11 protein-coding genes are annotated in these 10,644 nt (G+C 57.4%); 1 reads left to right on the plus strand and 10 read right to left on the minus strand.

The genetic code is table 11. The annotated features are described in order from the left end of the window. Positions 1-237: 237 nt before the first annotated feature. A complete protein-coding gene (locus tag V7651_RS04695) occupies positions 238-1,026 on the plus strand; it encodes an 8-oxoguanine DNA glycosylase (RefSeq protein ID WP_084146070.1) in 789 nt (262 codons plus the stop codon). 7 nt (positions 1,027-1,033) lie between these two features. Here the strand turns inward: V7651_RS04695 and V7651_RS04700 are convergent, their stop codons facing one another. The 10 genes from V7651_RS04700 to V7651_RS04745 form a co-directional block, all read right to left on the minus strand. Further along, positions 1,034-1,705, minus strand: coding sequence for a nitroreductase family protein (locus V7651_RS04700; RefSeq protein ID WP_156950335.1), 672 nt, complete (start codon positions 1,703-1,705; stop codon positions 1,034-1,036). Beyond that, positions 1,689-2,285 carry a 7-cyano-7-deazaguanine synthase gene (locus V7651_RS04705; RefSeq protein ID WP_035535049.1) on the minus strand — a complete coding sequence of 199 codons (597 nt, stop codon included), beginning with the start codon at positions 2,283-2,285 and terminating at the stop codon, positions 1,689-1,691. Before V7651_RS04705 ends, V7651_RS04700 begins: the two co-directional genes overlap by 17 nt. Then, a complete protein-coding gene (locus V7651_RS04710; RefSeq protein WP_035535051.1) occupies positions 2,282-3,478 on the minus strand; it encodes a PfkB family carbohydrate kinase in 1,197 nt (398 codons plus the stop codon). The genes V7651_RS04705 and V7651_RS04710 overlap by 4 nt, the downstream gene beginning before the upstream one ends. Before the next feature lie 626 nt (positions 3,479-4,104). Then, on the minus strand, positions 4,105-6,048 hold the full coding sequence (locus tag V7651_RS04715; protein WP_035535053.1) for a DUF3363 domain-containing protein: 1,944 nt from the start codon (positions 6,046-6,048) through the stop codon (positions 4,105-4,107). A gap of 210 nt (positions 6,049-6,258) precedes the next feature. Further along, positions 6,259-6,756 (minus strand): S26 family signal peptidase, encoded by a 498-nt coding sequence (locus V7651_RS04720; RefSeq protein WP_335593786.1) that lies wholly within the window; start codon positions 6,754-6,756, stop codon positions 6,259-6,261. Beyond that, the gene (locus tag V7651_RS04725) at positions 6,753-6,995 is read right to left on the minus strand and encodes a helix-turn-helix transcriptional regulator (RefSeq protein ID WP_241766843.1); all 243 of its coding nucleotides are present in this window, start codon (positions 6,993-6,995) and stop codon (positions 6,753-6,755) included. Before V7651_RS04725 ends, V7651_RS04720 begins: the two co-directional genes overlap by 4 nt. Positions 6,996-7,173: 178 nt before the next feature. Beyond that, complete coding sequence (locus V7651_RS04730; protein WP_035535055.1) at positions 7,174-7,497, minus strand: DUF736 domain-containing protein; 324 nt, start codon at positions 7,495-7,497, stop codon at positions 7,174-7,176. 453 nt (positions 7,498-7,950) lie between these two features. Beyond that, a complete protein-coding gene (locus tag V7651_RS04735; protein WP_335612403.1) occupies positions 7,951-9,723 on the minus strand; it encodes a ParB/RepB/Spo0J family partition protein in 1,773 nt (590 codons plus the stop codon). Between the two features lie 47 nt (positions 9,724-9,770). After that, the gene (locus V7651_RS04740) at positions 9,771-10,247 is read right to left on the minus strand and encodes a hypothetical protein (RefSeq protein WP_335612404.1); all 477 of its coding nucleotides are present in this window, start codon (positions 10,245-10,247) and stop codon (positions 9,771-9,773) included. Between the two features lie 2 nt (positions 10,248-10,249). Beyond that, the coding region (locus V7651_RS04745) for an antirestriction protein ArdA (protein WP_335612405.1) at positions 10,250-10,644 on the minus strand (395 nt) is incomplete at its 5' end.

Consider the following 10,644-nt stretch of genomic DNA (forward strand, 5'->3'; position numbering starts at 1 on the left):
CAACGCCGGAACGCTCTACTCCTTAATTGTCCAAACTTGAGTTTCAGAGCTAAGAAAGGTCACACCCTCGTGATAACCGGGGGACCAGCGGATCGCAGATCAGTGGGCTCAGCTTGAACCACATACAAGTCTCTTATGTCGTGCTGGCGGCACAAAAGGAGTCCATTTCAGAATCAAACCCGGAACGTTAAATCCCAATAAATCCAAGCACAAAATTCCCATTGATTCTCGGTACAAATGATGATTCGCACGGCTATGGATCATTCAAATTATTTGCAATCTGCTTGGGCACACACCGGTGCAGAATTAGTGGCTATTAATCTGCCGGGACCCGAAGTCGAGCTCCTTCCTGGTGTGGTCTGGGGCCGAGCAGAGGACTTGCTCACCGCAGCGTTCTGGAAATACCAAGTCCAGATGCAACGAGAAGCAGAACGATATACACAATTCAAGTTGGGGCGGTCGCTGCTCGAAGAAGTAGCAGTATGTTTGCTCGGAGGGTATGGAATGCCCGCTGAGTTGGGGCTGGCTGCGTTTGAGAGGCTAAAAAGTGGTTGCTTGTTGGATGGGCGAGCATCGCCTGAAGCAATTGAAGATGCGCTCTCCGAACCGTTTCTAGTAACAGGTAAGGCTCGCAAATATCGCTTCATCAGGCAAAAGTCGCGGTACCTATCCGCAGCCTTGTCGAGTCTAGCGTCTCGCGATGTTCCAAAGGAGGCAGTGGCGCTACGCGATCATTTAACTTCCATGAACGGCATTGGCCCTAAAACAGCCTCCTGGATAGTAAGAAATCATCTTGGATCGGATGATATTGCGATTCTTGACGTTCATATCATCCGTGCAGGAAAGCATATGGGTATCTACGATGGTAGCGCTGACCCTAATCGTCACTACTACCTCATGGAAAGCAAGTTTTTGGAGTTTTGCACTGCGATTGAAGAGCCCGCGAGCCTCGTAGATGCCATCATGTGGGACTACATGCGCCGGCTCGGTCGCGTTGCCCGAATAAGCGAAGAAGTGGTGCACTGAACACGGGTCAACGTCCGAAAACCGCTAAACCGAGTGCCGCAAAATCCTCGTGTGGTGGCCCCAAGGACTGCAGCGCCCCCGTGCCAAGCTGCCCGAGTGGGCAAAAGCCGTAACCGTACGCGTGAGCTGCGAGTGAGCAAGACTGCAACGCCGCTCCGGCATCTCGCCAGAGGAGCGATTCCGCTTCACGATAGTGAGACGACACAACCCGGCGATCACCAGCAAGTAAAATTACGTGTCCTTTGGCGTTCGCTTGAATGGCCAGAGCTTCTGTGACGGCCTCTTCTAAACCTGCCGGGTTCAGTACCTTTAGCGTAACAAATTTGTTCGGGCGATCACAATACAAGATCGGAGCGTCGACGTCTGGTCCAGACAGAATAATTACATCGATTGGATGCAATGCGCCAGCTGAAATAAATGCCTTTCGGGCTAGTCCAGAGAGTGCATTTTTTCCCATCAGTTGCGGCGCGAAGAGGTGTTGAATGAACCCACGTGTTTCTCGTAGCGACACTGGGTCGAATACTCGCCGCGTCCGACGGGCCGTAAAAACGTCGTCGAAATACCTGTCCGTTGAAAACGGCACGCGCACGCTGAGAAGTTCAGAAGAGGCTTCCCATCCTGATTTCTCAACGATCCGAGTTACGTTGCCTCGAGGCGTTGGTTCAGTAGGCGGACCCATTCACCGCCTCCATCGTATCATAATGTTTTCGACAACCACGACAGAAACCACAGGCAAACTCAGCGACATGGCATGAATGCGACCAAGCCAAAATATCCATAGGCACTTTAGATGTCCGCACCAGCTCAACAGCATCAAAACCGATAGCAGGTGCTTCAACAGCCAATTCTCCTTCTTGAAGTGCAAATAGTTCGTTCATGGCATCGACAAAGACCCGAGTCCCGTCGGCATGAAAGCCATCTGACTTTAGCGCACCGATCATCATTCGATTCACACCCTCCGCGTGACATCGCATTGCTGCGACGGTGAGAAGGAATTGATTTCGGTAGGGCCACCATTCGCTTGCAGGTGCGCCCGATACCGGTGGTTGGTCAGATAGGTCGCCGCTTCCAAGTGCGGCGATGTCCACTGTCAATATCTGATGTTCGATGCCCAGGCTCGAACAAACAGCCGATGCGGCTCTGATTTCACCAGGAGCGGGCCTCTGGCCGTAGTCTATAGTAATGGCAATATTTGGCATCTTCCAATACGCGATTGAAACAGAGTCCATTCCTCCGGATAGGAGCAGAGCCGTCTTCATACCCGCCACGCCAATAAATGCAGAGCACTGATGAAATCCTGATGAATGGTGCAGCCAGCGCCAACCGGCAACTTCATGTCGACATCTCTAACATTCTGCGCAACGCAGAATACAGGCGTCTTTTCTCGAACCGCATAGCCAATTTCAAATAGGGTTCCGGGGCTTGAACCATTCAAAATCGCGAAGACAGCGTCGCACGTCTCTAATCCTTCTAAGTCCAGCCGAACCACTTTTTCAGCAGGTCCTCGACCGACATCGTGAACAGGACTGAAAACTTCCATGCCCATCTGCCTCATGATTGAACGGGCTTCGTTTATGAGAATTCGCTGTCCGAGTTCTCGAAAGGGACCAGCTAGGTATATGCGCCCCTTGTTCAAAATTACCGGGTCACGAACATGAGCGTCAGCATCTTCAGGCGAAATCATTGGGAGCGCGCGGGTTTCGACATAACTTGCCACTGCATTTGAGGCATAGCGGGCGGCATCAACAGGTTCTGAACGCTCTATCGCCCAAGCATAAGCAAATGCAGCAACGAAGACATCCCCCGAGCCGATCGTAAAGACAGAGTGCGCTTTGTAGGCCGGGACTTCGCCGAGCACGCCTTTTCGGCCAATGACAATCGCCCCCGATAATCCGTTTTTCACAACGACGAGCTCGGCATTCTCGCTTTCTAACACCGCTTTCGCTGCTACCTCGCCTCGAAGGCCAGACAATTTTTCAATCTCATGGGCGTTGGCAACAATCACAAGCCGCTCAGCTTCACCTCCCGTGTGTCGAAACCCTACTGGACTAGTAGGTGATTGAGGGTCGTATACGCACATGCCTGCGCGGACCTTGGGAACACATTCCATCATGCCAAACGAAACCGCTATGTCAGCTTCGACCTCAAATGGTGAACGGCGAGCGATTGCATCTGGTGAAGGACTGATAGCGGGATCAGCCAAGCAGTGTATGTAATCAAATCCAATAAGCTGATCGCCTGGATGCGAAAAAGTTTGAATCCCAAACGCATCAAGATTGGCTAGTATCCGATCCGCACGGTCATCACTCGGAAGGACTGTGTGTAGTCTGACAGTGTCTACATGATCCGACAATGCCGCCGCCGCACGACCTGCCGACCCGAATATCTGATTCCATTCCGGAAAAGCGCAACGTTCTCCATAGACACCGCCAACGACATCAATTTGTGTCATGCCGGACGGATCTCAATATCCACACGACCGCCCACAACTGATTTGACCTCGGCCTCGTAGGAGTAACCGCTCTCGAGGCACGCGATAATGTCAATTAGTTTTGGGGAAGTGATTGCCCCCGCTACAAGACCGGCCGCGGTCTTTGCCACAACACGCTTACGCGGAGTTGTTTCAAGCTCGATATGCAGGATATCCATTGCAGAAAGAGCCGAAACGACCGCCGCGACTGGCGAGTTCAGTGCCGTTAACTCGACGATAGCGCACTTGTCGTTCTCTCCGCCTCCACCCCCCCCGGTCGGCGCACGCCAATCATCGCTGCTACTTCCACTGCCTCCGCCTCCAGACATGTTTACCTCCTAAACTGTAAAGTTATCGGTACTTCTACCTCAAGGTGTCCCGATTCGGAAGATTTTTTGGTATCCGGTCAGGTGCTTAGGTGATGAGGCGCGATCTAAACCGCTGGAAACATAGACACCACGAATTGTAGTCTGACAGTTCAACTGTCTTCTGCTCGAAATTATCTGCAAACTTCGTCCCTCAAACAATTGGGTATTGCTTCGTGCTAAAAAAGTAATGTCTATTTACACTGTCGCTACCGGCCATGATGGTTGTCGCTCAACAATCAGCTAGCGTGTAAGGCCTTTTGTTCGGGAGAGAGCTGTCGAATACTCCAACCCTCGCGCCGTTTGATACACCGCGATTTCCCGTCCGAGCTGCTGGACCAATTGTCGTCGCCAAGGCACAAGCACAAACTCCTTCCCATTCCCGACCACCGCCATCCTCCCTTGCGCCAAGTCGACGGTCGTCTGCATCGTCCCGCGAAAGCTGCCCCCAGGCTGAAGCTCAGCCGCGCCCTGCCCCGTTCGCCGCGCCACATCTTTCGACGCCGTGAGTAATTCCTCCATTTTCAACTTAACCAATACTTCTTCCGAGACCCGTGCCTCACTCTGCGCCAGCACCCCCTGCCCGCGCAAAAAGTTCAGCCGCGCCCGTCTCTTGGCCGCCAATTCAACCTGTCCCATTCTCCCGTCTGAAGCATCGTCGAGCGCATCGAGCCAGGTCGCCCCCGGATTCTCCAACTGTTCACGGACACTGATCCAGGATCGAACTACGATCTGAGCACCGCCTGCGCGTGTTCGTTCGTAACCACCTGCACGTTCTAAGAAATCTGCTCCAACTGACCACGACCCATCCGAACTCCGGATCACCACTCTTGCCCGCCTCAGCGCCTCCAGCCGCCGCTTGTGCGCGAGTCGATAGGCGGCGCTCGATCCCGGCTCCGCCGCAGCATGCAGCGCGTCAGAATAGATTCCGCCTGACCGCTCCGCGATCCTCGCTATTGTTCGATCTGACGCACGCGGCTCGCTAATCGCGGTCGACACTTCGACAATCGCCCCTTTCGGCGGCATGCTTCCGGCACCAAGCCCGGCTGCATCAACATGCCAGGTCCCGCCATCGAACTCCCGCACGAGCAAATATCGCGTATCGCGCAATTCATCGGCTGGGCCTGATGCAATCACTTCTCCAAGAACGGGGCCCGTGCCCGGCGCCCTCGTCTCGAACATCTTCAGGTCATCGATCCGCGCCTGCGTGTGGGACGCTGACAAGGTCCGGATAATATCCCCCCTGCGGCCCATCTGCCGAAGCGTATCGGCCCACCCCTGCTCCATCTGGTATTGACCGGCACTCATCCGCGATGCGAGCCGGAGACCTTCAAGATGCTTCAGCCGGGCAAGTTTGAGCGACCGCTGGAACCGGTCCGCACTCGTAGAGGGTGGCGGGATCGCGACAATCCCCTCACGCGCCTCGCTCAGCAGTTGACGATCAATCCCTGTAAATCTGTCCTGGCTGATCTCGCTCTGACGGGCTCGCATGATTTCAAGATCTCGGCGTGGGCCGAGCGTTTGGGTAACGATATCCTCCGCCTGCCGCCGCAGGCCTTGTGTCAGGTATTCGCGGGCGATGATCAGATCGCGTCCGAGCTGGTCCTTGCCCCGAATGACGATATGCGTGTGAGGATGGCCGGTATTGTGATGATCGACAGCCAACCAGTCGAGGCGCGTTCCGAGATCACTTTCCATCCGGTCCATTAGCTGACGCATGTTTGATTTGAGATCACCCATCTGGTCGCCGTCTTCCGGCGATACGATGATCCGAAATTGGTGGCGGTCGCTTTCGCTACGTTCAAGGAATTCCCGCGCCCCAATTCCCTCTTCCCGTGAGGAGTACAATTCACCGCCACGCCCGTCCCGATCTACGCCGTCACGCTGGAGATATTTGAGATGGGCGTTGAAGACCGCGCGCCCGGCGCCGGATTTCGACCGGGCGATATGCACTTTGACCATGACACGCCGCATGCGGTGCCCGGGCAGCCGCAGGCCTCGGACAGACGCCATGCGTCCGGCCACCGCGCCGCGCCCATATCGGCTTCCGGTAAAGCCTGGCTTTCCCTTCGGTTTCGCAAGGCGGGCAGCAACCTTCGCGACACGCTGCCGGAACCGCTTGCCACCTGCGGCGCCCACATCCCGGATACGTCCCAGGCGCGGCGTGAAATCGTCCTCGGCGCTCATCGCCTGTGCACCTGCTGACTCGCCGTCGATTCAGGCAACTCAGTCAATCCTGTGCCCCTCGAAAACCTGCAAGAGGCACCGAAAATCAGATGTGCAGACAAGGCACTAACCAGCGGTTGGTGCCACAGCTTTAATCTTGCCCTACCGGGTCCGCTCTCCAGATCCTTGCTCACGCTAGCATCGCCTTGACCCCGCTTGCGCCGGGTTAGCCTAATTCGTTTTCCAGAGGAGGACGGCAACGCCGTCCAGGTCTTCGCGTTTTGTCGGGCCGAAGTATCGGCCATCAAGCGAGCGCGGATGCGGATTTAGGAGAAATACGTCATCGTCTTTCAACACGACGCAGCCACTCCACGCTGGCAATTCGCGGCCCAGATGATCGACAGACAGTGCTGTCGCGACGTGCTTTGCGTTCACAGAAATGAGGTCCCCATGCCTGCAGACTTCATCGCCGGGCGTGGCGGCAATCTGCTTGATCAGTGGCCAGTCCTGCCCAACAAATCCCTTCGCCTCGGCCCATTCCGCTTCACCGCTTCTGGCTGAGATAACGACCCATCGCCCGTGGGTGAAGGGGGCGTCACTCAGCCAGTAGAGGCCTTCCGGCGCGCTAGCGGTGCGGTTCCAGATCAGCCTTGCCTGAGGATCGAACATGAAACCGGTCAGGCTGACCAGAACGGCACCGGAGGCGACAATCGCCGGCGCTTTTCTCATTTCGTGCGCTGAACACGTGAGGAGGTTGACGAGAACATCTGCGCTTCCGACCAGGCGAGAAGGCTTGCCCTTGTGTAGAAAACGCGGGTGCCGTGCTTGCGATAGATCGGCCCGCGTCCTTCGCAGCGATAATGGTCGAGCGTCGACCGCTTCAGCCGCAGGAATGCGGCTGCTTCCACAACGTTGAAAAGGTCATTGTCATTGGCCGCCATGGGCAGCGTCTTGTCCTGTTTATTCATCGGTATCTCCTTTCCTGAGGTTTTGTCCGATGCGATCAGAATGCCGCTTGCTGCGCCGATTTTGAGAGGAAAAATGCGCCCCCGCAATTTTTCCCCGCCGAGTTTACCATGCCGCAGGCACGCGTAAGCCGCCCCGGAGAAGATCTCCGGAGCGGCTCTGTGGCGATGAAATTGAGGCCTAGTCCCGCGGGTTCCAGAGGATCACGTGCCGGCCTTTCTTGCCTTTGACCGGGGCGAGATTTGCGTAGATCTTGCGCGGGCCGATCTGCGGGTCTGCAAGGGTGATCGAGACATAATCGCGTCCCGATGCTTTCGCCTTGCGCATCCAGCCGCCGCCGATTTCTGTCGCGGTGTCTCCGGCGAAGATGCGGTAGTCTGGCTGGCCGTCTGCGGCCTTCTCACCATTCTTCTCGATGCGGATGGGGCTCGTGAGGTTCATCATTGCGAGGGCGCCTTCGAAGCCGGTTTTGGTCTCAGAGACATATCCGAGTGCGTTTGCCATTGTGTCGTTCCTTTCGTTTTTGCTCTTGTCTCGGGGACCCCTTGTCCCCGTCGACGCCGGACCGTCCGGACGGCGCAGGACGGGTTTGAACCGCTTGCGGGCGAAACGTAGTGGAGCACCGGCCTGGCGCTGAATTTTGACGCGCGAGGAGCCGCAAAGCGGCGGGGAAAATTCTTGCGCCCGGGCCGGTTTCACAGCCCGGCAGGCGTCGTCCAGGTCACACGGCAAGAGACGGGAACAAGGGGTCCGATACGCGAGGCCACAAAACGGATGGAACAGGACTGGCGGACAGTTCGGATGCAAGACGAGACCCAAAGACGGGCGATTTTTTTGCGCCCTCATCCATGCAGCACCCCCACCAAAAGCGCATCCGCATGAGAGACTGATACGCGCAAGCCGCCCGATGCCTGGCACCGGACGGCTCCCGATCCGCCTGAAAAGGAGACTGAATCCTCAAGCGGTGTCTGGCTCTGCGAAGGTCTCCGCATCTGGCTGAGCATTGTCTCGGCCATCCTCGAAAAGACCTGTAATCCGGGCCCATGCATCAGCAGGCGCAGACCCTGCCGCGCCCACAAGGCGGGCTGGCGGCACCTGCATCCAGCCCGGTCGCCAGTCGGAATTAGGCTTGCATCCATTGCCAATGATCCGACTCTCAATGAGCGCCTTCTGTACTTTGGCCGTATCGGTGACGCAGGTTGCCGCCAAAGACTCAGACCCGATATCGGCCACCATCGCATTGATCGCCCGCTTGTCGCGGCAGAGGTCGAAGAAGGCCGGTTCCGGTTTCCAGCAGGCTGACAGGTCCGTCTCGCAAACGTGCAGAACGGCCTCCACGACCGGCCCGCCCGCTTCCAGTATCTCAGCCATGGTAAAGGCCAGAACCTCACCCACTTCCGCGTCCGACATGGCGAGCAAGGCGGCGAAGATTTCGCAAAGGCGATAAGCGTCGCCATTGCGTCGGGCCTCTCCAGAGACGCCCAATGCCGCAAACAGGCTGGCAACGTGCTCCCGTTTCGCCGCCATGTCGGCGGCAGCTGTCGATGCCTCAAGGCTCTCCCGCGTGGCATCCTTCCGGCTGCTGCATTCATGCGCACGGATCGTCCAGAGCGCGCTGCCGGTCATGGCATGGGCCACCATCAGGCGCAGCGCGATAGCAGGCTGGGCGGCGAGGCTCGCCTGCGCCGCCCCATGCCGATGCAGCAGGATATATTCCGCAAGCGGGCCAGACATTTCAGGTTTGACGGGTGCTGAGGAAGGGTCGTCGCTGCCGCGCTTCTCCTTGTCGTTTCTCCGCGCCTCAGCCTGTGAGATATAGCCTTCATGGAAGGTCACACTGCCATCATGGCGAAGCTCGACGAACACCTTGCCGCCCTCCTTCTTCGTCTTGGTCACATGGTCCCAGCGCTGGAAATACTGCCCCCGCTCAAGGCAGACCACGTCCTTCCAGCCTTCGGCGAGATAAGCCTCGATACGCTGCGCGACGGCTGCGGCTTGCGCGGTCCAGAAAGCATCCGCGTCGGCAAACACGCCATGCTCGCCAAACAGATCGGCGGTTATCAGGCCTTCATAGCCCGCCAAGTCAAACAGGGCCTTGTCGGTCGTGATAATCGCCCCACCCGTGATCCATGCCTTGCAGTTCCGGCCCATCGGCGCGCGCGCGTCCTCACTATCGAACAGGCGAAGCCATTCTGCCTGTTGGTCTTGCGTCGCGAGCGTCAACGCCCGGATCGTCTCGCGGTCGATCTCGTCTTCGGCATAGAGTTTGCGGATTGGCTCGGCGAGCGAAGCCAGCGCGAGAACTCGCCGCACCAAAAGCAGGGTAACCCCGAAGAAGGCGGCGATGTCCTCGACCGCACGGCCTTCATCATGCAGGCGCTTGAAGGCTGTGTATTGCTCCATTTCCGAAGCTGGCAGGCGTCCGACATTCTCGATGACGGATGCCGCAATGGCGCTGGCGGCGTCTTCTTCGCGCATGATTGCGCACGGCACCATGGGCGGTTTGCCCGTCTCCTTCTCGATCTCTTTCAGGGCGAAGAACCGCCGCCGTCCGGCAACGACGCCGTAATGATCGCTTTCACGGCGCACCAGCAAAGTCTGGCGAATACCGCTCTCACGAATAGACGGCAGAATATCGGACACGTCCGGCTTCTTGCGGCTATGGCGCATGTTGAGTTTGGAAATCCGAAGCTCGGACAGCGGCAAGGATTTGAGGATAGGCTGGGCCATTGCATGGGCCTCCTTTGATGATTTGATTGAAGAGGACAGACGCGCACTCATGCGCGCGCCTCGAGATTCGAGAGGGTCGCACAAAGACGCTGCACGGCCCGGCGACCGATCGCGAGAGCGTCGGGAAGAAGGTCATCTGCGACGTCCGTCAGATGTCCATTATCCGAACCCGGATAATTGGCCTCGACGCCCCACAGGCTGATGGCGTGCTCGTCCAATATGACACCATCAAGAGATACCGAGAGGACAATACCGCAATAGAACCAGTCATCCTCCCGCCATGCCTCCATGATCGCCTCGGCTTCGGCTTGTGCCTTGGCAAAGCGTTCCCGGAAATTGTTTCCGGGGCCGATAAATCCGGGCGCATCCTTGTAGAGCGAGGGCCAGAATCCGTCCTGGCGCTGGTCCGGCCCATCCGGACTATCATCGCGCACGATGCGCGCGACGATCCGGAACCCGTCCTGTTCGCAAGCGATGCAATCGCCCTCGCATACGAACGTGTCAAAGCGTTCCGTGAAAGCCATCTCTAACGGCTCCAGAACACGTGGACTTCATCGAAGCCCGTCTGGAACACCATGATCTCACCATTGAGGGCCATGTCGCGGGCGAGCGCCTGCCAGTCGATATAGTATTTGAGGCTTTCCGGTATCGCTGTGCCGGTCTCGTCGTGCAGCTCTTCGGCAAAGTCCGCCGCGCTGCGGTATTCTCCGGCATAATCCTCGAACGCGGCGCGCGCCTGTTCAAGATCATCACCGAACTGGCTGTAAAGCTTGGCGCCAAGCGCGCCATGTTCCTCGATGAAGTCTGCAAGCTCGCACACCGCGTCGAAGCTCGCCCATTCAGAAATCTGGCAACCGTCGAACCCTTCGTAATGTCGGGTAACAGGCCGGTGTTGCCACCGGCCCGTCCCCTCAGAACCGT

Source organism: Hyphomonas oceanitis, from assembly GCF_036964545.1.
Classification (GTDB): Bacteria; Pseudomonadota; Alphaproteobacteria; order Caulobacterales; family Hyphomonadaceae; genus Hyphomonas; species Hyphomonas oceanitis.

What these genes read in the sequence shown, in the direction of transcription:
- V7651_RS04695 (WP_084146070.1), top strand. Translation starts at nt 238, where the DNA reads ATGATGATTCGCACGGCTATGGATCATTCAAATTATTTGCAATCTGCT.
- V7651_RS04700 (WP_156950335.1), bottom strand. Translation starts at nt 1,705, where the DNA reads ATGGGTCCGCCTACTGAACCAACGCCTCGAGGCAACGTAACTCGGATC.
- V7651_RS04705 (WP_035535049.1), bottom strand. Translation starts at nt 2,285, where the DNA reads ATGAAGACGGCTCTGCTCCTATCCGGAGGAATGGACTCTGTTTCAATC.
- V7651_RS04710 (WP_035535051.1), bottom strand. Translation starts at nt 3,478, where the DNA reads ATGACACAAATTGATGTCGTTGGCGGTGTCTATGGAGAACGTTGCGCT.
- V7651_RS04715 (WP_035535053.1), bottom strand. Translation starts at nt 6,048, where the DNA reads ATGAGCGCCGAGGACGATTTCACGCCGCGCCTGGGACGTATCCGGGAT.
- V7651_RS04720 (WP_335593786.1), bottom strand. Translation starts at nt 6,756, where the DNA reads ATGAGAAAAGCGCCGGCGATTGTCGCCTCCGGTGCCGTTCTGGTCAGC.
- V7651_RS04725 (WP_241766843.1), bottom strand. Translation starts at nt 6,995, where the DNA reads ATGAATAAACAGGACAAGACGCTGCCCATGGCGGCCAATGACAATGAC.
- V7651_RS04730 (WP_035535055.1), bottom strand. Translation starts at nt 7,497, where the DNA reads ATGGCAAACGCACTCGGATATGTCTCTGAGACCAAAACCGGCTTCGAA.
- V7651_RS04735 (WP_335612403.1), bottom strand. Translation starts at nt 9,723, where the DNA reads ATGGCCCAGCCTATCCTCAAATCCTTGCCGCTGTCCGAGCTTCGGATT.
- V7651_RS04740 (WP_335612404.1), bottom strand. Translation starts at nt 10,247, where the DNA reads ATGGCTTTCACGGAACGCTTTGACACGTTCGTATGCGAGGGCGATTGC.